Annotated in this window: 18 protein-coding genes; 7 read left to right on the forward strand and 11 right to left on the reverse strand. The window is 59.0% G+C overall.

The genetic code is table 11. The features are described from left to right. Positions 1 to 273 precede the first annotated feature (273 nt). Positions 274 to 2,877 (reverse strand): ATP-dependent chaperone ClpB, encoded by a 2,604-nt coding sequence (gene clpB / locus CR254_RS12080; protein WP_097930343.1) that lies wholly within the window; start codon positions 2,875 to 2,877, stop codon positions 274 to 276. Between the two features lie 184 nt (positions 2,878 to 3,061). Here clpB and hrpB point away from each other — a divergent pair, with 184 nt between their 5' ends. Further along, on the forward strand, positions 3,062 to 5,467 hold the full coding sequence (hrpB, locus tag CR254_RS12085) for an ATP-dependent helicase HrpB (RefSeq protein ID WP_097930345.1): 2,406 nt from the start codon (positions 3,062 to 3,064) through the stop codon (positions 5,465 to 5,467). 57 nt (positions 5,468 to 5,524) lie between these two features. Then, positions 5,525 to 6,382 (forward strand): N-formylglutamate amidohydrolase, encoded by an 858-nt coding sequence (locus CR254_RS12090; RefSeq protein WP_097930347.1) that lies wholly within the window; start codon positions 5,525 to 5,527, stop codon positions 6,380 to 6,382. Here CR254_RS12090 and CR254_RS12095 read toward each other — a convergent pair whose 3' ends face one another. From CR254_RS12095 to CR254_RS12110, 4 genes are all read right to left on the reverse strand, one after another. Then, on the reverse strand, positions 6,383 to 7,660 hold the full coding sequence (locus CR254_RS12095; protein WP_097930349.1) for a DUF2254 domain-containing protein: 1,278 nt from the start codon (positions 7,658 to 7,660) through the stop codon (positions 6,383 to 6,385). 306 nt (positions 7,661 to 7,966) lie between these two features. Then, positions 7,967 to 9,220, reverse strand: coding sequence for a DNA polymerase IV (locus tag CR254_RS12100; protein WP_097930350.1), 1,254 nt, complete (start codon positions 9,218 to 9,220; stop codon positions 7,967 to 7,969). 60 nt (positions 9,221 to 9,280) lie between these two features. Further along, positions 9,281 to 9,985: an orotidine-5'-phosphate decarboxylase gene (pyrF, locus tag CR254_RS12105; protein WP_097930352.1), complete on the reverse strand. Its 705-nt coding sequence runs from the start codon at positions 9,983 to 9,985 to the stop codon at positions 9,281 to 9,283. 62 nt (positions 9,986 to 10,047) lie between these two features. Beyond that, positions 10,048 to 10,743, reverse strand: a complete 696-nt coding sequence (locus tag CR254_RS12110; protein ID WP_097930354.1) for a DUF3108 domain-containing protein — start codon at positions 10,741 to 10,743, stop codon at positions 10,048 to 10,050. 115 nt (positions 10,744 to 10,858) lie between these two features. On the opposite strand from CR254_RS12110, the gene meaB reads away from it, so the two are divergent. The 4 genes from meaB to lepA all read left to right on the forward strand — a co-directional run bounded on the left by meaB (position 10,859) and on the right by lepA (position 14,725). Beyond that, positions 10,859 to 11,866, forward strand: coding sequence for a methylmalonyl Co-A mutase-associated GTPase MeaB (gene meaB, locus CR254_RS12115; protein ID WP_097930356.1), 1,008 nt, complete (start codon positions 10,859 to 10,861; stop codon positions 11,864 to 11,866). Between the two features lie 127 nt (positions 11,867 to 11,993). Further along, complete coding sequence (gene rpmB, locus CR254_RS12120) at positions 11,994 to 12,281, forward strand: 50S ribosomal protein L28 (RefSeq protein WP_097930357.1); 288 nt, start codon at positions 11,994 to 11,996, stop codon at positions 12,279 to 12,281. Positions 12,282 to 12,442: 161 nt separating this feature from the next. Next, positions 12,443 to 12,862 carry a low molecular weight protein-tyrosine-phosphatase gene (locus CR254_RS12125; protein ID WP_097930359.1) on the forward strand — a complete coding sequence of 140 codons (420 nt, stop codon included), beginning with the start codon at positions 12,443 to 12,445 and terminating at the stop codon, positions 12,860 to 12,862. A gap of 63 nt (positions 12,863 to 12,925) precedes the next feature. Then, positions 12,926 to 14,725: a translation elongation factor 4 gene (lepA, locus tag CR254_RS12130; protein WP_097930361.1), complete on the forward strand. Its 1,800-nt coding sequence runs from the start codon at positions 12,926 to 12,928 to the stop codon at positions 14,723 to 14,725. A 270-nt stretch (positions 14,726 to 14,995) separates the two neighbouring features. On the opposite strand, the gene CR254_RS12135 is transcribed toward lepA, so the two are convergent. The 5 genes from CR254_RS12135 to CR254_RS12155 form a co-directional block, all read right to left on the reverse strand. Next, complete coding sequence (locus CR254_RS12135; protein ID WP_097930362.1) at positions 14,996 to 15,298, reverse strand: DUF6280 family protein; 303 nt, start codon at positions 15,296 to 15,298, stop codon at positions 14,996 to 14,998. Between the two features lie 375 nt (positions 15,299 to 15,673). After that, positions 15,674 to 16,447 (reverse strand): amino acid ABC transporter ATP-binding protein, encoded by a 774-nt coding sequence (locus CR254_RS12140; RefSeq protein WP_097930799.1) that lies wholly within the window; start codon positions 16,445 to 16,447, stop codon positions 15,674 to 15,676. Positions 16,448 to 16,466: 19 nt separating this feature from the next. Continuing rightward, a complete protein-coding gene (locus CR254_RS12145; protein ID WP_097930363.1) occupies positions 16,467 to 17,756 on the reverse strand; it encodes an amino acid ABC transporter permease in 1,290 nt (429 codons plus the stop codon). Position 17,757: 1 nt separating this feature from the next. Beyond that, positions 17,758 to 18,972, reverse strand: a complete 1,215-nt coding sequence (locus tag CR254_RS12150; protein WP_097930364.1) for an amino acid ABC transporter permease — start codon at positions 18,970 to 18,972, stop codon at positions 17,758 to 17,760. A 147-nt stretch (positions 18,973 to 19,119) separates the two neighbouring features. After that, positions 19,120 to 20,136 carry an amino acid ABC transporter substrate-binding protein gene (locus CR254_RS12155; protein WP_097930366.1) on the reverse strand — a complete coding sequence of 339 codons (1,017 nt, stop codon included), beginning with the start codon at positions 20,134 to 20,136 and terminating at the stop codon, positions 19,120 to 19,122. A gap of 452 nt (positions 20,137 to 20,588) precedes the next feature. On the opposite strand from CR254_RS12155, the gene modA reads away from it, so the two are divergent. Further along, on the forward strand, positions 20,589 to 21,314 hold the full coding sequence (modA, locus tag CR254_RS12160; protein ID WP_281253003.1) for a molybdate ABC transporter substrate-binding protein: 726 nt from the start codon (positions 20,589 to 20,591) through the stop codon (positions 21,312 to 21,314). On the opposite strand, the gene CR254_RS12165 is transcribed toward modA, so the two are convergent. Further along, positions 21,309 to 21,791, reverse strand: a complete 483-nt coding sequence (locus tag CR254_RS12165; protein WP_097930369.1) for a PaaI family thioesterase — start codon at positions 21,789 to 21,791, stop codon at positions 21,309 to 21,311. The genes modA and CR254_RS12165 overlap by 6 nt on opposite strands.

The raw sequence follows: 21,791 nt of genomic DNA on the forward strand, positions 1-21,791 counted from the left end.
CTTCAGCGTCCGATCATTCCTTGTCTCCAGTAGTACCCGGCGCCGCGTTCGTTGTCGTTCCCGCCGCCGGTGAAAGGGGTTCTAGGCAAACTCACCAACACCCGCAACCCAATTCGACACCAAATTCACAAAAATCTCAAAAACCAACGCAACACCATGATAACGCACGCATATTATCGCACAAAACCCCACACACGATCGTTCAGCCTCGCTCAGACACAACCAAAAATCAGAATCAAACGGGGAATCGCAACGCGATTCCCCGCCTTTTGATCAATGCAGCGTATCAGCAGGCGTTTCCGGCGTAGCATCATCGCCAATTAGCAGCCCACCCTCACCGGCAGCGATTGCAACCTGCGCACCATCAGCGACGGAACCGGACAGGATCATCTCCGCCAGTGGGTCTTGCAGGTACTTTTGCAGCACCCGTTTCAGCGGACGCGCGCCATAGACAGGGTCATATCCCTTATCCGCCAGCCACGTCATGGCATCAGGTGTGAGCTGCAATGTGATCTTGCGATCCAGCAGACGCCCCTCCAGCACTTTGAGCTGAATTGCCACGATCCCGTCCATGTCATCACGGCTGAGCCGGTCAAACTGCACGATCTCATCCAGACGGTTCAGGAATTCGGGGCGGAAGTGTGCGCGCACAGCCTCCATCACCTGATCCTTGACCGTCGAGGCATCCACACCCGGTGTCAGGTTAGACAATGCCTGACTGCCCAGATTCGATGTCAGGATGATCAGCGTGTTTTTGAAATCAACCACACGCCCCTGACCATCGGTCAGACGCCCATCATCCAGAACCTGAAGCAGCACGTTGAAGACATCGGGATGTGCCTTTTCCACCTCATCAAACAGGATCACCTGATAGGGGCGTCTGCGCACCGCTTCGGTCAGCACGCCACCCTCATCATATCCGACATAGCCCGGAGGCGCGCCAAGCAGACGGGATACAGCGTGCTTCTCCATGAACTCGGACATGTCGATGCGTACCATCGCGTTGTCATCATCGAACAGGTACGAGGCCAACGCCTTGGTCAGCTCCGTCTTACCTACACCGGTCGGCCCGAGGAACAGGAACGAGCCAAGCGGACGGTTCGGGTCGTTCAACCCTGCCCGCGCACGACGCACCGCATTGGAAACCGCCGTCACGGCCTGACGTTGACCGATCACGCGACCGGCCAAGGCATCCTCCATCTTCAGCAGCTTCTCACGCTCGCCCTCCAGCATCCGATCCACGGGGATACCGGTCCAGCGCTCAACAACGCCGGCGACATGTTCGTCGGTCACGGCCTCCTCGACCATCAGATCACCGCCTGCTTGCTCGGCGGCCAGCAGGCGCTTCTCCAGATCGGGGATCACGCCATAGGATAACTCACCCGCTTTGCTCAGATCACCGCGCCGTTTGGCGGTGTCCAACTCGATCCGCGCACGGTCCAGCTGTTCGGTTATGTCGCGCGCGCCTTGCAGCTTGTCCCGCTCCGCCTGCCAGCGGGCAGTCAGTTCGGCCGAGCGATCCTGTAGGTCCGCCAAATCCTTTTCCAACTTGGCCAAGCGATCCTTGGACGCCTGATCGTTCTCCTTACCCAGCGCCATCGCCTCGATCTGCTTTTGCATGATGTCACGATCCACCACGTCCAGCGCCTCAGGCTTGGAATCAGCCTCCATGCGCAGACGGCTGGCGGCCTCGTCCATCAGGTCGATAGCCTTATCGGGCAGGAAGCGGTCGGTGATATAGCGGTTGGACAGGGTCGCCGCGGCCACCAAGGCACGATCCGTGATGCGGATACCGTGGTGAACCTCGTATTTCTCCTTAATGCCGCGCAGAATGCTGATGGTGTCCTGCACTGTGGGTTCCGTCACCATGACAGGCTGGAACCGGCGGGCCAGCGCGGCATCTTTCTCCACATGCTTACGATATTCATCCAGCGTGGTGGCACCAACGCAATGCAACTCACCCCGCGCCAGCGCAGGTTTCAGCAGGTTGGCCGCATCCATCGCGCCCTCTGCTTTACCGCCCCCAACTAGAGTGTGCATCTCATCAATGAACAGCACGATATCGCCATTTGCCTGCGTGACCTCGTTCAGAACGGATTTCAGCCGCTCCTCGAACTCACCGCGATATTTCGCACCGGCAATCAAGGCACCCATATCCAGCGCCATCAGGGTTTTACCCTCTAGCGAATCCGGCACGTCACCGTTGATGATGCGCAGGGCCAGCCCCTCGGCAATCGCGGTTTTACCAACGCCCGGCTCACCAATCAGCACAGGGTTATTTTTGGTCCGGCGCGATAGCACCTGAATGGTGCGGCGAATTTCCTCGTCGCGGCCAATGATGGGGTCGATCTTGCCCTCGCGCGCGGCCTCGGTCAGATCACGGGCGAATTTCTTCAGCGCGTCATAGCCCTGCTCCGCCGTGGCGGTATCGGCAGTGCGCCCCTTGCGAATATCGTTGATGGCCTCGTTCAGGCTTTGCGCGGTAACGCCGCCTGCCTTTAGTGCATCATTCGCCTTGGACTTCACAACGGCCAGCGCGGTCAGCAGGCGCTCCACCGGAACGAAGCTGTCGCCCGCCTTTTCCGCCAGCTTTTCCGCCTCGGCAAAGACCTTGGCCGTTTGGCCGTCCATATACAGATTGCTGCCGTCACCGGAGACGGAGGGCACCTTGGCCAGTTCCGCCGCGACAGCCGTTTTGATCGCGTCCACCTGTCCGCCGGACCGCGTGATCAGATTGGCGGTTAGCCCCTGATCGTCATCCAGCAGCGCCCTCAGGACGTGCTCGGGTAAAAATCTCTGATGCCCCTCAGTCAGGGCTAGCGTTTGCGCGGCCTGTACGAATCCACGCGAGCGTTCAGTGAACTTGTCGAAGTTCATCGCATTCTCCTGTTTATAAGCGTCAGTTCCGCGATGCCCAATCTGGCACATCGCATATGACCTTCAGACGACGCACGCCCAATGCGGCGCGTGCCCCTATCATACCCGTATAAGTGGTGCGCTCTTTGACCCATCTCAAGTCCGCCCCTCGACAGATCGACAAACCTGCCCCATCCCTATGCATATGACCCTACCCATCGAATCCGTGCTGCCTGACCTTGTTAAGGCGCTTTGCGACCATGGAACCGCTGTTTTGCAGGCCCCGCCAGGTGCCGGTAAAACAACAATGGTCCCGATTGCCCTGCTGCCCCGCATCGCAGGGCGCATTGTGATGCTGGAACCGCGCCGGATTGCCGCACGAACTGCCGCCGCGCGGATTGCGGAACTGATGGGCGAACCGGTGGGACAAAGCGTCGGCTACAGGATGCGCGGCGATTCCGTGGCCGGTTCGCGGATCGAGGTCGTGACCGAGGGCATCCTGACCCGCATGTTGCAATCGGACCCCGAACTGACCGGCACCGATTGCCTGATCTTCGATGAATTCCACGAACGCTCATTGCAGGCCGACCTTGGCCTCGCCCTCGCGCTCGAGGTCCGTGGCGCATTACGCGATGACCTGCATATCTTGGTGATGTCCGCGACGCTGGATGCCGAACCCGTGGCCGAATTAATGGGCGGCGCGCCGGTTATAACGTCCGAGGGGCGGATGTTCCCCGTTGAAACCCATTGGGCCGAAACCGCCCTGCCTCCCGCGCAGCGACGGGGCCGTGCGCTGGCCGATGCGGTCGCCACGCAAATCCGCAGCGCCATTGCCGAAAACGAGGGCTCCGCGCTGGTGTTCCTGCCCGGTCAGGGTGAGATTAATATGGTCGCCCAGCGCCTGAACGACCTGCCCGCCGATATCTCCGTGCGCCCCCTATATGGTGCCATGCCCATTGCCGCCCAGCGCGCCGCGATTGCCCCCGCAAAACAGGGGCGCAAGGTGGTGCTGGCGACCTCCATCGCGGAAACCTCGCTGACGATTGAGGGGGTGCGCATTGTCATCGACGCCGGCCTTGCCCGCCGCGCACGGTTCGATCCGGCCTCCGCCATGTCGCGCCTGATAACAGAACGGGTCACGCGGGCCGAGGCGGAACAGCGCCGTGGCCGCGCGGGCCGGATGCAACCGGGCGTGTGTTACCGCATGTGGACCAAGGGGGAGGAGGGCGCGCTTGCCGCCTTTGCCCCACCCGAAATTACCGATGCCGATCTGGTCCCGCTGGCGCTGGAGCTGGCCACATGGGGCGCGCAGGCCAGTGACCTGTCCTTTCTAACGCCGCCACCTGATCGCGCCCTGGACGAGGCATATGCCCTGCTGCACGATCTGGGCTGCATCGACCGCACCGGCCTGACCGCCCATGGCCGCGCGGCAGCGGCGGTTCCGGTCCATCCACGTCTGGCGCATATGCTGCTGATGGCGGGCGGCTCCGGCCCGCTGGCCGCTGACCTCGCCGCTTTGCTGGGGGCCCGTGACCCGATGCGCGGGGCAGGCAGCGATCTGAACCGGCGGCTCAAGGCATTCCGAACGCCCGAATTTACCGAGATCCGCAAGGAGGCCAAGCGTCTGGCCCGCTTTGCCGCCAAATCCGGCCCGAAACATTCCGCCGGTGCGCTGTTATCACTCGCCTATCCCGACCGCATTGCCAAACGTCGCCCCGGCGATGCGCCACGTTTTCACCTCAGCGGGGGTAAGGGGGTGAAGTTGGCGCCGGATGACCCCCTTGCCGCGCAAACCATGCTGATCGTCGCGGAAACCGATGGTCACCTGACCGAGGCCGCAATCCGCCTGTCCCTGCCCGTCACCCTGCCTGAAATCCGCGACCTGCATGCCAACCGCCTGCAACAGGTAGACATCTGCGAATGGTCCAAACGGCACCGCAGGGTCGAACCACGCCAACGCACCATGCTGGGCGCGCTGATCCTAGAGGATCAACACTGGCCCGATGCACCGGATGCGGATATCGCCGCCGGTCTGGTTGTGGGCATCCGGCAGCTTGGCCTTGACGTGCTGGGCTGGAGCAAAGCATCCCGCCTGCTGCGCACCCGCATCGGTTTCGTCGGCGCACCCCTGCCCGATGTCAGCGATCAGGCGCTGCTGGACACATTGCCCGACTGGCTGGCACCCCACCTGCACGGACAACGCAGCGCCGGTGATCTGGGCCGGTTTGACCCGCTGGAACCCCTGTTAAACCTGCTAGACTGGCCACAACGGCAAATGCTGGACGAACGCGCGCCCTCACACTTTACCGCACCCACCGGCACACGCTGCCCGATCGACTGGTCCGATCCTGCCCATCCCGCGACCGAAGTGCGCTTGCAGGAGGTGTTCGGCCTGACCACACACCCCACCGTGAACAATATCCCGCTGCGGCTGGACCTGCTCAGCCCAGCGCGGCGGCCGGTGCAAACAACATCGGACCTGCCGGGATTCTGGGCGACCTCGTACATGGATGTGCGCAAGGACATGCGCGGCCGTTATCCCCGTCACCCATGGCCCGACGATCCCGCCGCCGCCCCGCCAACCAATCGGGTGAAGCCACGCGGCAGCTAGGCCTACAAATTCGCGCATCACCCGCTATGATATGCGCAAGTATTAGGGGAGACGCAGATGCAGGCCTTTCACCTGTCCGGTGCGTATGGCATTCCGGCGAGCACGATCTTCTCCTCCCCGCATTCAGGCGCGGAGTATCCTGCTGATTTCCTGCGCGACAGCCAGCTTGACCCGCTGACCCTACGCTCGTCCGAGGATGCCTTTGTTGACGCGCTGTTCGACACGGCCCCCGATTTCGGCGCGCCACTGCTGGCCGCCCGCTATCCCCGCGCCTATGTCGACCTGAACCGCGCAGCGACCGATCTGGACCCCGCAATTATCGACATCCCGCGCCGTCCGGGGTTAAGCCCCCGCGTGCTGGCCGGTTTGGGCGTTATCCCCCGCGTGGTGTCCGAGGGGCGGGTCATCCGCGCCGGTCGCATTCCCTTGCAAGATGCCCAAACCCGCTTGGCGCAGGTACACAAACCCTATCATGACGCGCTGGAACGATTGCTGGATGCCGCGCATAAACGCCACGGACGCTCGATCCTGATCGATTGCCACTCCATGCCCCGCGATGCCCTGCGCGTGCAGGACCTGCCCAGCGGAAAACGTCGTCCCGAAATCGTGCTGGGGGACCGGTTCGGCACGTCCTGCGCGCCGTGGATTTCCGATCTGGCCTATGATGCCTTTACCGCCGCCGGTTTTGCCGTGGCGCGCAATGCGCCCTTTGCCGGTGGATACATCACGCAAACCTATGGCCAACCCAGCACTGGCCGCCATGCGTTGCAGATCGAGATCGATCGCTCACTATATATGGATGAAACCCGTGTTACCCGCCTCAACAGCTTCGATACATTCCGCGAACGGCTGATCCCCGTTATCGCAGCGCTGGCAACGGCAGGTCAGGCCAGACATGCGCTGGCCGCCGAATAGCTATCCCGCCGCCTGCCGGATCATGCGCTGCGCAACAGGATCGATCTGAACCGCCAAAGCCATCTCGACCAGTTCCGCCTTCTCACCCATGATCGCCTCGCGGCGCGGCCCCTCGGGTGCACGCTCGGCCAGCTCATGCAGCAGGCCGATAACATGCCGCGTCACATTCAAATCTGTCGCCAGATAGGGCCTGCTGGTGGCGTGGCCAACCTGCAAGATATGAGTGAACGTAATTGTCGGCACCCGAACCCGTGCGTGTACATTGGCCCGTTGCCCCGGCGGCTGGGTCAACGCCAATCGTAACGCCACATGCAGCCAGTTCATGCAATTCATCGCCGTAAAGGGATCGTTGATCCCCGGTGACAGGGCGCGGGCGATAACCTCGGATAGCTGCTCAACGATGAACATCATGTTCTGATCTTCGCTGCGCTCACGGCCCAGCGCGAAACATCCGCGCAGCTGCTGCGCCAGGTCATCCTGTAGGGCGTCGCCACCATGCAGGCACATAACCGGCATTTCCGCATCCAGAAACGCGCCGGGCATCGCCAGCACCTCCACCCACCAACCGTGCCCGTCAGCCAAGCGGGCCAATTGCGCCGTGTTGATCGTGCGCATATATCCCGCACCGCCCGCCGTCAGCAGTTGCTGCGGCAATCCATCGGGCATGTCCTGTGTCTGATCCTCAATCACCTGCACGCTATTGCGGATCGCGATGACCAGCCGATCCCCTAGTGCGGCAGTGATATTGCCCAGATTGATCGCCTCGGGAATGTGGTGGATGAAAAAGATCATCGTGCACACGCATAGCAGGGCCAACACGATTGCGACCGCAATCGCCAGATGGGGCACGAACAGATCAACGGTCATCTCCGCCCCCTCGGCCGAGGGGTCCTGCACCGCGCGTAAAATCAGCACCGTATAAACAAAGGTCGCGATCAGAATGCCCAAGCTGATCTGGTTTGCCCGATCCCGCATAAAGTTCCCGATCAGGCGTGGCCCGAAATTGCTGCTGGCAAAGGACACAGCAACCAAGGTCATCGAGAACATCACCCCCGCAACGCCGATCACCGATTGCGCGATCACCGACAAAACCACCCTCGCCCCGCTGGCCTGCGTATCGCGCAGCGAGGTCGGCAGGATTTGCGCTAGGCCGCTGCGGTCCAACACTTGCATCAGGGTGGACAGCAGAATCGCGAACAGGACCAGCACACTGGGGATGAACCAATAGGATGCTCTGACATCCTGTAGGATTTTGGCGATCAATGCGGTGGGCGGCATGGCAATTCCCTATGCGGTACAGACCGTAAGATGGGGCAATCCACACACCCTGACAGACCGACCTATAATTTAGGCACAAAAAAAAGGCCGCATCCGGAGACACGGCCCAAGTCTAGGGAGGAAACGCCCATGAAGGGCGACAACGCCGAAGCATTGTGGGTTCAGTTATATGGTGCGCTGCACACATAGCAAGTGTGTTTTTCAAAAACTGTGAATTTAAGCGCAAATTCCGAGATTTTCCGCCCCGCCACGGCAAATATGAATGGCGCCATGCATCAGGTGCATATCAAAATGCTGCACCGCACACTAACGAAGTGCTCGCCCCTTTAATATTGCGTCTGAACCAAAGCGATCCCGAATCGCGTCACTCGCCCGCTCCGCCGCACGCCTGCGCGGGGCATCGGGGTCCAATAAATCGGGCGCGGCGTCGCTACCGGAATACTCCGCCAGATGGCTCAACCCGACGCCTAGCAGGCGAAACGGCCCCTTGCTCAGCTCCCGCTCCAACAGGGGGCGGGCGGCGGCGTAGATCTCATCGGTTAGCTGCGTTCCCTCGGCGAGGCGCACCTGACGGCTTACCAGCTTGAAATCACAGGTTTTTAGCTTGAGGTTCACCGTACTACCCGCCAGCGATGCCGCCTTTGCACGGTCAGAAACCTTTAGCGACAACCGCCACAAATGCCCGTCCAGCGTGTCCAGATCGCCGATATCCTCGTTAAATGTCCGTTCATTGCTGATGGATTTCACGGGATCGCGGGCCTGAATGCGGCGCACATCAATTCCGTGGGCCAATCGCCAAACATGCGCGCCCATGCTGCCATATTTGCGGAACAGGTCATCCTCGGCGTAGCGGCGCAAATCCGCGATGGTCCGAATCCCGTCCCGCTCCAACCGGCCCCGCATTGCGGCACCAACGCCCCACAGCATCCCCACAGGCTGATCGCGCAGGAAATCCATGGTTTCCGCCTTGCCGATCACTGAAAACCCGCGCGGCTTGTCCATATCCGAGGCGATCTTGGCGAGGAACTTATTATGGCTCAACCCGACGGAGATCGTGATTCGCAGCTCATCCTCGATCCGCTTGGCCAAACGGGCCAGTAAAACGACCGGCGGCGCACCGTGCAGGCGCTGCGTACCGCCCAGATCCAGAAACGCCTCGTCCAGACTGATCGGCTGAACCGAGGGGGTCAGCTCCTCCATCATCGCGCGAATCTGTTTCGAAACACCGGAATAGACATCCATCCGCCCGGGCACGACGACGGCCTCGGGGCACAGCTCCAGCGCCTTGAACATCGGCATGGCGGACCGCACCCCCTTGATCCGCGCAATATAGCAGCAAGTGGAAACAACACCCCGCTTGCCCCCACCAACGATCAATGGCTGATCCGCCAGATGCGGGTGGTCGCGCTTTTCCACGCTGGCATAAAACGCATCGCAATCCATATGCGCAACGCTCAGATCCAACAGCTCATCATGGCGCAACACTCTGGGTGAAGCACAATGACGGCACCGGCCGGGGCCGGGCGTATCACTCAGGCAATCACGACAAATGGCGGGCATTTGGCTCACACGGGGTTTGGAATCAGACCGTGATGATAGCAGAGCCCGCCTGCCGTCACCTCAGCGATTATGGGGAATGTCGCGCAGCTCATGCAAAACCGCCTCGGCCGCGGCGCGGGGATCGGCGGCCTTCCAGATCGGGCGACCAACGACGATATGATCGGCCCCGTTGGAAATGGCGTCAGCGGGTGTGGCGATCCGCTTTTGATCATCCAGACCGGCACCTGCGGGGCGCACGCCGGGCGTGACGATCAGCTTACCGGTGGATTGGGGCAAGGCGCGGATCATCGCGGCCTCCTGCGGCGAGGCGATAACCCCGTCGGCACCGACCTCCAACGCGCGACCCGCACGCTCGGCCACCAGATCGGGGATTGCACCGTCGCGGATCAGCGCAGCATCCAGATCGGACCGGTCCAGCGAGGTCAGGATCGTCACGGCCAAAATCTTGAGGTCGGTTCCAGCCGCCCCTTGCTTTGCCGCCCGCACAACATGCGGATCACCATGTACCGTCAGGAAATCGAGGTCGAATTGCGCCAAGCCACGCACAGCCGCCTCAACAGTCGCGCCAATATCGAACAGCTTCATATCGAGGAATATCCGGTGCCCCTGCTCCTTTAGCTCACTGGCCAATGCCAGCCCGCCACCGGTCAACATGCCCAGTCCGATCTTGTAAAAACCGACCGCAGGCCCGATCCGCTGGACCATCTCCATTCCGGCGATGGCATTGGGCACATCCAGCGCCACGATCAGACGGTTATCGGTCATGGCGGGTCTCCTGCAAATTGGGTCGGCCTCTGCTTAGACCCATGAATGCGCACGCTCAAGCATCAGTTGGTGCGCGTAATCACCGCCCGCCCGAATTCCGAGGGGCCTAAAATACGCGAAACCTCGAACTGGTCCCCCTGTAACGGGCGCAGTTCCAGCGTATAGGGCTGCGGATCGCGCGCGACCAAGGTTTCCGTATGCACCTTTTGATAGATCACACTGCATGACTGGGTTCCGGCAGTGATCCCCTGCCCCTCGATCCGCACACGCTTGGTCATGGTAAAGCTGTCAAAACTGCGGCTGCAAATCTCCTCCGCCGTACCGGGCTGGGTCAGCGCCAGCACCGCGGTCAGGAAATCAACGGTGTCCGCCTGCTTGCTCAGCGTCGGGATATCCCGCTCATCCTCATCGCGGGGCGGCGTGGAAACGATATTGACCGGCGTGCCATCACGATATGCAATGTCCAGACGCGACGCATCCCGCCCGCCGCTGACCTGCACAAAGGCCTGAGGCGCAAAGCCTGACGGCCCTGTTCGCCCCCCACGGACCGAGGCGGTGAAATCCGACGAGATCAACCCCGCCAGCCCCCGTGCCTCCATCCGCGCGGTGGCGTTATAGGTGGTATCTGTAATTTCACCGGCAACATTGGCCGATGCGACCCGCAATCCGGCAAAGGACACGTCGTAGTGATGCTCGAACGGCTCCGCATGGGCCGCGCCCCCGATCAACATGGCGGCGGTGAACAAAATCCTGTGCATCTTTCACTCTCCCTATAGCGGCGCTATGGTTCCACAGAACAATAGGCGCATGGTGAACGATATACATCGCCCGCAGGCATCATCTCCGCGTGAGGCAACTATCTTGGAGGGGCAAATGGGGCGACGAGCCATAGATGTCGAGGCCTTGGCCGCTGGTAACCGCACGGCACTGGCCCGCGCCATCACCCTGATCGAATCGTCACGGCCACAGGATCGTGCCGACGCACGTGCGCTGCTCTCCGCCGTTCCCGACCGCACTGCGCTGCGCATCGGGCTGTCCGGCACGCCGGGTGTGGGCAAATCCACGTTTATCGAATCCTTTGGCCTGATGCTGGTCAATGCAGGGCACCGCGTGGCCGTGCTGGCGGTTGATCCGTCCTCGGCTAGGTCCGGCGGTTCGATTCTTGGCGATAAAACACGGATGGAACATCTCAGCCGCCATCCCGATGCATTTATCCGACCCTCCCCCTCACAATCCGCGCTTGGCGGTGTGGCGCGCCGCACGCGAGAGGCAATCCGCCTGTGCGAGGGGGCAGGCTATGACATCGTACTGGTCGAAACCGTGGGCGTCGGGCAATCGGAAACCATGGTCGCCGATATGACCGACCTGTTCGTACTGCTGCTGGCACCGGGTGGCGGAGATGAATTGCAGGGCGTCAAACGCGGTATCATGGAGATCGCGGACCTGATTCTGGTGAACAAGGCCGATGGCGACCTGCGCGCCACCGCCATTCGCACCGTTGCCGATTATGCCGGTGCGCTGCGCCTGCTACGCAAACGATCCCATGATCCCGACGGCTGGCCCCGCGCCATGCCTGTCTCTGCGCTGGATAATGACGGATTGGTCGAGGCATGGACCGCCCTGCAACAGCTAACCGACTGGCGGCGCGAACAGGGTGTAATTGACAGCGTTCGCCGCAAACAGGCCGTGGACTGGATGGAGCGTGAATTGGAACTGGGTCTGCGCACGCGACTCGATGCCGATTCGCAACTGCGCGAATTGCTGGCCGATCTGCGAATTTCAGTGGCCGATGGCGCCATTCCGGCAGAGGCAGCAGCAGATATCGCCCTTGATCGCTTTCTCTCACGCCAAGTAGGGCCAGAAACGGGCGATGCCCCTTGACGCCCCCGCGCAGCGTGGCTAATGAAACGGCTCGAAATTGAATGAAGGCGACGGCCCGCCCCGATGGTGTGCGCATCGCTGATCCACAAACTCTCTGACCTGCGGGTCACGGAAAAAGGGGCCAACCATGTCGCGTCGTTGCGAGTTGACTGGAAAAGGCGTTCTGACAGGCAACAATGTCAGCCACGCTAAAAATCGTACACGTCGTCGGTTCTTGCCGAACCTGAACGACGTAACACTGCTGTCCGATGCACTGGGCCGCTCGTTCAAATTCCGCATCTCCGCTGCCGCAATGCGCAGCGTTGATCACCGCGGTGGTCTGGACAGCTTCCTTGCAAAGGCGAAGGAGGGCGATCTGTCCCCAGCAGCCGCAAAGGTTAAGAAGGACATCGCAGCTGCACAAAGCGCTGCCTGATCCTACCGATCTAGCGAACAGTTCTAGAATGCCCCGCAGTTCCGCTGTGGGGCATTTTTCATTTTGCGGCTATATGTCAGCCTGAACCAAGGCCCAGCACTATAGCCTTTCCACCATGCGACCCTACAATATCGGGCACCACAGCAATATCGGGGACAACAATGGCGAAGCGGGTACTGCTCGTATGTTTGGGGAATATCTGCCGCTCACCCGCGGCGGAGGGGGTTTTGCGCCAGCACGCACCACACCTGCACCTTGACAGCGCAGGCACCGGCGCATGGCATTCCGGCCTACCCGCCGATCCCCGCGCACAGGCCGAGGGACGCCGCAGGGGTTATAACTACGCCGAGTTGCGCGCGCGCAAGGTACGCGATGACGACTTCACCGATTTCAACCTGATCCTCGGCATGGATCGCCAAAACATAGCCGACCTGCACGCCATGGCACCCAGCGGAACGACCGCCTCCATCGAACTGTTTCTGGACGGTGCCGAAGTGCCAGATCCCTATTACGACGACAGTTTCGCAACAATGTTCGACTTGATCGAGGCTAGAGCGCGCGAGCTGGCGCTAATTCTCTAAGCTGCATGGACAAAACCACCGTTTCTTGGCAGGTGAACGGTTAGACCTCAGATAGGTAGACAGATGACCGACCTCTCGCGTATCCGCAACTTTTCCATCGTGGCTCATATCGACCACGGCAAATCGACCTTGGCGGATCGCCTGATCCAGTCGACATCGACGGTTGCCGATCGGGATATGAAGGCGCAGCTGCTCGACTCGATGGATATTGAGCGTGAGCGCGGCATTACGATCAAGGCGAACACAGTCCGCATCGACTACACCGCCAATGACGGCAATGCCTATGTGCTGAACCTGATCGACACCCCCGGACACGTTGACTTTGCCTATGAGGTTTCGCGGTCCATGCGCGCGGTTGAGGGGTCGCTGCTGGTGGTTGATGCCTCGCAGGGGGTTGAGGCCCAAACCCTCGCCAATGTGTATCAGGCCATCGATGCGGACCACGAAATCGTGCCCGTGCTGAACAAAATTGACCTGCCCGCTGCCGAACCTGATCGGGTTAAGGAACAGATCGAGGATGTGATCGGGATCGATGCCTCGGACGCTGTGATGATTTCCGCCAAAACCGGCATCGGCATCCCCGATGTGCTGGAGGCCATCGTCACCCGCCTGCCCGCCCCGACCGGTGATGCGACAGCCCCGCTCAAGGCGATGCTGGTGGATTCGTGGTACGATGCCTATCTGGGCGTTGTCGTACTGGTCCGCGTGATCGACGGCACCCTGAAAAAGGGTGAGCGTATCCGCTTTATGTCCAACAACACCGTGCACCATGTGGACCGCATCGGCGTGTTCCGTCCCGGAATGCAGCCCGTGGATATCCTTGGCCCGGGTGAGATTGGCTTCCTGACCGCCTCGATCAAGGAGGTCCGCGATACCTCCGTTGGTGACACCATCACGACGGAGAAAAAGGGAACCGAGGCTATGTTGCCCGGCTTCGCCCCGTCGATTCCCGTGGTGTTCTGCGGCCTGTTCCCCGTCGATTCGGCGGAGTTCGAGGATCTGCGCGATGCGATCGACAAATTGCGCCTGAACGATGCGTCCTTCTCATCCGAAATGGAAACCTCCGCCGCGCTTGGCTTCGGTTTCCGCTGTGGCTTCCTCGGCCTGCTGCACCTTGAGGTGATCCGCGACCGGTTGGAACGCGAATATGATATCGAGCTGATCACCACAGCCCCCTCGGTTATCTATAACGTCTACATGACCGACGGTTCGATGATTGAGCTGCACAACCCTGCCGACATGCCCGACGCCGTTCAGGTGGACCGGATTGAGGAGCCACGGATCAAGGCAACGATTCTGGTTCCCGACGAGTATCTCGGCGATGTCTTAAAACTTTGCCAGGATCGTCGCGGCGTACAACTCGACCTGACCTATGCGGGCAGCCGCGCCATGGTTGTCTATGATCTGCCGCTGAATGAGGTGGTCTTTGATTTCTACGACCGCCTGAAGTCGGTGACAAAGGGTTATGCCAGCTTCGATTACCAGATGATTGGCTATCAGGAGGATCAGCTGGTCAAAATGCAGGTTCTCGTGAATGATGAGCCGGTTGATGCGTTGAGCATGATGGTCCACCGCACCCGCGCCGACGCGCGCGGTCGCGTGCTGTGCGAAAAGCTCAAGGAACTGATTCCCCAGCACATGTTCAAAATTCCGATTCAGGCCGCAATCGGTGGGCGCATCATCGCCCGCGAAACCATCTCCGCCCTGCGTAAGGACGTGACCGCGAAATGCTATGGCGGCGACGCCACGCGTAAACGCAAACTGCTGGACAAGCAGAAGGCCGGTAAGAAAAAGATGCGCCAATTCGGCCGCGTCGAAATCCCCCAGGAAGCATTCATCAACGCGCTAAAGATGGACAGCTAAGCCATCGCTCGAATCGAAATGAACAAGAGGGCGCCCCACATCAAGGCGCCCTTTTTCGTTTAATTAGCCAGTTCTGCGCCAGCCATAAAGCAGCCGCATAGCAGCCATAGCGCAGCCTGTGGATAAGTCAGCACTAACAGCTAATGCAACTTACAAACTGTAGCTAAAAATTTTGATCGGCTTCGATCCAAAGTTACAGTTCTGCAAAGAGAAAACACAAAAAAGGGCTGCCCATCGGGCAGCCCTTTTTGCACCAGATAACGAGTTTAATCAGGCAGCTGCCCGACGCTCGCTTTCCTCACGGCTTAGTGCGACCGAAGTCCGGACGCCCTTTTTAACGAATTCCATTAGACCGCCTACGCAACGCTCCGTCGGATCGATACCGGCGCACATCAGCACCTCACGACCATCGCGGCTACGTGCCCAGCGTGCAATCACATCTGGTCCGTTTCCATACTTCTTATCATCAGCAATAGCATCGTCGAGGGCGGCCAACACGACAGCTGCAAACAGCTTCTGCGCGCGGTTACCCTGGTCATTTGACCATGCCTGCCCGTCGAAATCGTCGAACATGTCGTCCTCGTCTCTTATCAAAATACTACGAACATTGACTGTATACGTTCGTAAAAAATTCACAGAAGCCCCATTTAGGGCATTGCTGCATTGCAATCAACGCATGTGACGGGTGCAGCGAATTTATGCCGCAGCGTCAGCGCATTTCGTGCTGGAATAGTATGGAAATAGGCGTTTCGGCGTTAAAATCAAGTATTTTCATCGCTAACAACGCCAAACCAACCGACTCTTCGGGATAGCGACGCCTACCCGTTTGCCGTTAACTTGCATACAAGATGGCGGAGCTGATCAACAAAAAACGGCGCCGCACAGATTCTGTGCAGCGCCGTTCTGTAAGTCCACCATCAACCGACGGTAGCCAAGGTAGATTCGCGGTTAGTGTCCGAGGATCTGGCTGAGGAAAAGCTGCGTGCGCTCACTCTTTGGATTGTTAAAGAACTCCTCAGGCTCATTCTGCTCAACGATCTGACCAGCATCCATAAAGATCACGCGGTTCGCAACCTGACGGGCAAAGCCCATCTCATGCGTTACGCAGAGCATGGTCATGCCCTCCTCGGCCAGCTCGACCATCGTGTCGAGCACCTCCTTGATCATCTCCGGATCCAACGCCGATGTCGGCTCATCGAACAGCATGATGCGTGGCTTCATGCACAGCGACCGTGCAATCGCCACGCGCTGCTGCTGACCACCTGAAAGCTGACCTGGATACTTGTTCGCCTGATCAGGGATCTTAACCTTGGTCAGGTAGTGCATCGCAATTTCCTCGGCCTCGGCCTTTGGCATATTGCGCACCCAGATCGGAGCCAGCGTGCAGTTTTCCAGAATCGTCAGATGCGGGAACAGGTTGAAGTGCTGGAAGCACATGCCAACCTCGGACCGGATCTTGTCGATGTTCTTCAGATCCGAGGACAGCACGGTGCCATCCACAACGATCTCACCTTTCTGGTGCTCTTCCAATGCGTTGATGCAGCGGATCAGTGTCGATTTACCCGAACCGGATGGCCCGCAGATAACGATACGCTCGCCACGCTGTACGGTCAGATCGATGTCACGCAGAACGTGGAAATCGCCGTACCATTTGTTCATTCCGCGGATCGTGATTGCGACTTCATCGCTGATGCCGAGAGACGAAGTAGTTGTGTCTGCCATTGTCATATGAACGGCTCCCTTAACGATGGTCGGTACGGAGTTTGTTCTCCAGATACCGCGAATATTGAGACATGCTGTAGCAGCTGATGAAGAAGAACAGGGCAACGAAGCCGTAGAGTTCCCACAAGATCCCGTTCCAATCCGAATCCGCGAGGATCGGCTGTACGACGCCTAGCGGGTCATACATGGAGATGATCGAAACGAGCGTCGTATCCTTATACAGACCGATAAACACGTTCACGATACCGGGGATCGAGATCTTCAACGCCTGCGGCATGATGATCAGGCGGATAGCCTGCCAGTAATCCAGACCCAGCGAATCTGCTGCCTCGTACTGACCGCGTGGCAATGCAGCCAAACCACCGCGAACAACTTCTGCCAGATAGGCGGCAGCGAACATTGTGATCAGGATGATAACACGCAGAACCAGGTCGAAGGTCGTGCCCGGAGGCAGGAAGTAGGACAGCAGCACCGATGCCACAAACAGCAGGGTAATCAGCGGCACACCGCGAATGAACTCGATAAAGCCCACGCAGATCGCCTTGATAATCAGCAGATCGGATTGACGACCCAGCGCAAGCAGGATGCCCAACGGCAAGGCCAGCGAGATCGAGACGATGCCCAAAATCATGGTCAGCAAGAAGCCACCGATATTCCGGCTATCGACCTCCTCAAGCCCCGCACCGAACACACCGGCCAGCGCATCAGCGGCAAAGCCATTGATGAACAACATCCAGATGACCACCGCCGCAACCGATGCCAGCAGAGCAATCACCGGAGCCTGTGCAACCAAGGTGCGGTATACACAGTACGCGACAACAACCCCAAGAAGCGTCGCAACCGGCCCACCCAGAGAACCACCCCAGATCAGCCAGTAGCCGATGAATGGGTAGAGCAGCGTGAAGAACAGCGCCTTCTGCGGCACCTTGTTAAACAGGATCGGCGCAAGCGCGGGGAACAGCAGAACAAAGGTCAGCAGTGGGCGCCAGTATTCCGTGCTTGGATAAAACCCGAAGAAGAACTGGGGCCAGCGTTCGCGAATAACCGCAAAGCAAGCACCGGTGCCAGCCTCACGACATTCGCTCAACGAATTGGCGTTCCAGGTGGAGTTCCAGAACCAAGGGACCATACCCTTGAGCACCATAAAAATCACCAGAAGGCTGAGCAGTGTCAGAATCGAGTTGAGGATCGAGGAGAACAGATTCTCCCGCACCCATTTAATCGCACCTGTCTCCGCCGCGGGTGGCGGGGATGGGGGCAATTGCGTCTCGCGCACGAACGCGATGGTATTAGCGTGCGTATCGCTCATATCAGCGTTCCTTCAGCTTGACGGAGTTGTTGTACCAGTTGCCGACAGCAGAGATGCTCAGCGACAGGCAGAGATAGATCGCCATCAACATGATAACGCATTCCATCTCACGCCCTGTCTGGTTACGCGTAATGTTGCCCAATGTTCCCGTCAGATCCATATATCCGATGGCTAGCGCCAGCGACGAGTTCTTGGTCAGGTTCATGTAGTTGGAGATCATCGGCGGCACGATCACGCGCATCGCCTGCGGCAATACAACCAGATTCATGATGCGGCTCGGGCGGATACCCAGCGAGGCAGCAGCCTCGGACTGACCCTTGCTAACCGCCAGAATACCGGCGCGCACGTTTTCCGCAACGAAGGCACCCGTATAGAGCGACAGCGCCAGCCACAATGCGATCAGCGAGTTGCGAAGGTGCACACCATCCGTGAAGTTAAAGCCACGGAAATAAGGATTTTGCAGGCCAATCGGCGAACCCATCACAACTTGCGCAAGGATTGCAGGAATAAACAGCAGACCGAGGCTAACCCACAGAACCGGAAGGATCTTGCCAGTCGCCTCTTGTTGCTTACGTGCATAATGGCGGAAGCCGAAAATTGCAGCGATGGACAGCAGCAGGACACCAACCACAATCGCGGAGCCGCTCTCATACATGATACGCGGAACATAAACGCCACGGTTCGTTATCGCGACGCTGTCCCATAGCATCATGGAGGCATCACCGCTGCGGAACTGTCGGGGGTCCGGAGGGATCTTGATCATCACGCCCATGGTCAGAACGATCCACAGCAGAACCGGCACGTTGCGGAAACCCTCAACGTAAACAGTGGCCAGTTTCTGGACGATCCAGTTATTGCTCAACCGCAACACGCCCATCGTAACACCGATGATTGTGCAGGTAATGCACCCAAGGACGGCAACCAGCAGCGTGTTCAGCAGACCAACCAGCGTCGCGCGCCCGTGTGTCATCTGGCTATCGTAATCGATAATTTTCTGGTTAATGTCATAACCCGCGACATTGCCCAGGAAATCAAAATTGAAATCCTGACCAGCCTCGGCAAGGTTCGTGACCGCATTGTTCACAAGCCATCCAATACCTACGAGAACGCAGATCAATGCGATGATTTGGATGGTGATAGAACGATATCTTGTATCGTAAATCAGCTGACTGAGGCGAAATCCCTCATCAGGCTGTGTGTCGGTCATCGCGGTCATACCCGCCCCTCTTCCCTGGTGAAGCTCCGAAAATCGAAGCAGTTGGTTTTCGTACGGTGCCCCGGTCTAACGCCGTGGGTCATTCGCAACGGTCCCCTAGATAGTGAAGGGGCGCGCCAATGGCGCGCCCCCCGTAGTCCGTTCAGATCAACGGAAAGGTGGGCTGTAGAGCAGGCCGCCATCGGTCCACTGTGCGTTCAGACCACGTGCAAGGCCGATTGCAGTCTCTTCGCCGATGTTGGCTTCGAAGATCTCAGCGTAGTTACCTGCAACTGCGATTGCGTTCGCAGCCCAGTCAGCTTCGAGGCCGAGCATCTCGCCCAGGTTGCCCTCGGTGCCGAGCAGACGGTTGATCTCTGGGTTATCAGTACCAGCCATCATCTCTTCGAGGTTCTCGGAGGTAACGCCCAGCTCTTCAGCAGTGATCAGTGCGTTCAGAGTCCAGCGTGCAATATCACCCCAAACGTTGTCGCCGTGGCGAACAAGCGGGCCCAGTGGCTCCTTGGAGATGATTTCTGGCAGAAGCATGTGATCATCAGGTGCCTCGAACGCGGCGCGTGTCGCGGCCAGGCCGGATGCGTCGGTTGTGTACACGTCACATGCGTTTGCGAGATACTGCTGCTGTGCTTCAGCATTGGTCTCGATTGGCACTGGCTCGTAGGACATTCCGTTTGCACGGAAGAAGTCAGCCAGGTTCAGCTCGGTCGTGGTACCGGTCTGAATGCAGACGGTTGCGCCGTCCAGCTCAGTCGCGGAGGTCACACCCAGATCTTTACGAACCAGGAAGCCCTGACCATCGTAGTAGTTCACGCCAACGAATTCGAACTCAAGATCGACATCGCGGGAGAATGTCCACGTGGTGTTACGTGCCAGCAGATCGATTTCACCCGAAGCAAGCGCGGTGAAGCGGGTGGAGCCGGTCGTAGGGATGAACTCAACCTTGGAGCCGTCACCCAGAACAGCCGCTGCAACAGCGCGACAAACCGCAACGTCAAAGCCTTCCCACTCACCAGTCTCGTCCGGAGCAGCAAAACCAACCAGACCGGTGGTAACGCCGCAACGAAGCGAGTCACGATCCTGAACTTCCGCGAGCGTCTGTGCGGAGGCAGCACCTGCGAGCAGACCTGCAGTCGCAACTGCGCCGAAGAATACGGATTTTTTCATAGAATACCTCTTCCCTGGGTAGCCCGCTGCACAATACAGCGGGATCCGACCTTTGGCCGGGGATATGTTTGCAGCCCTTGGGGCCGAGCCAAAGTGTGGACAAGGTACGCCGCTGTCGTCAAGGGCATGTGTGCAGTGCATATAAAGGTCAATACAACTGACCCTTAAGCTCATTTCAACGCTCATAACGCAGCTGTGAGGCGCGCAAACTCGCCCTATACGTGTGCTGCTCGATTTACAGATCGGCCCGCGCAGCGGATACATTGCTTAACACAGACAGTGCATCGACCAAAATTCGTGTTGGATATCATCATCAGAAGTGATGGGTCAGTTGAGCTGTCCTAACTAACCATACCCGAAGCTACATCTCAGTTATGCGCCTGCGCTATGGCGGCTTCGAACCGCGAGCGATAAAATATTTTTTGACACTTTCACAAAGGTTGGCCCGCATCATGTCGTTTCGTCACGCAGCAATCATAATTGTAGCCAGCACAATCGCCCTCCTGACCGCAGGCGAGTCGCGCTCCGAATCAGTTAGAATCCTTGCTGCCGCATCGATGACTGAGGTGATTGAGGCATTGAGCGATGGGTTTTCCGACGCGAACCCCGACATTCAGATCAGCACCGTCCTCGCCGGCAGCGGCCTGCTCGCCCGTCAGGTACAGCAAGGAGTGCCAGCGGACATATATATCAGCGCCAATCCTGAATGGGTTCGATGGTTGCAGGACAGAGATTTCGGCCTGTCCTCACAGGTCATCGCGAGCAATTCGCTGATCTGGGTTTCGCTAAATGCCGACCCCGCCCAGCAGGCAATTGCACAACAACAACGCATCGCGCTGGCCGATCCTGATTCTGTGCCCGCTGGCAGTTACGCACGGCAAAGCCTGCAATCTATGGGCTTTTGGCTGGATATTGAGGGGCGCGTCATCCTCGCCACCAATGTGCGGGATGCGCTTGGTTGGGTTGTCAGGGGGCACGCGCCGGTGGGGATTACCTATGCAACCGATGCGATAGCCTATCCACAACTGTTCACCGACCCTATTGCCGCCGAAACCCATGATCCGATCCGGTATGAGGCGCTGGTTTTATCGCCCGCCGGAACCGATTTCGCGGATTACCTGCGCAGCACTGATGCGCAGGCTATTTTAGCAAGCTTCGGCTTTTTGCCGCCGCTATAAATCAAAGACCATGCAGGTGGTGGAGCCGGTTGCGTATAGCTTTCCGTCCTCGACCCCGACGATCCGTCCCTCGGAGATTCCGGTCTTGCGGCCAACATGGCTGGCCTGACCGATTGCGCGCACTTCACCGGAATGTGCAAAGAGCGGGCGGATGATATTTATCTTATATTCCAAGGTGGTATAGCCCTGCCCCTTGGGCAAACAGGTCTGGATCGCACAGGCCATGCAACTGTCCAGCAGGGTGCCAAACCAGCCGCCATGGACGCTGCCAATGGGGTTCATCACGTCGAAACTTGGCTTGGCGCGGAAGGTTACCTTGCCCTCGACCGCCTCCTCCATCCAATAGCCGACTGTGCGTGCAATTGGCGGGGATGGCAGATCACCGCGTTGAATAGACTGAATAAATTCCAGCCCACTCATCGATGCGATGGTTTCACGTGTGGGCAATTCATCAACTGAATCAACGAAACGAACCAT

It is taken from the genome of Pontivivens marinum, assembly GCF_900231835.1.
In the GTDB taxonomy this organism is placed as follows: domain Bacteria; phylum Pseudomonadota; class Alphaproteobacteria; order Rhodobacterales; family Rhodobacteraceae; genus Pontivivens; species Pontivivens marinum.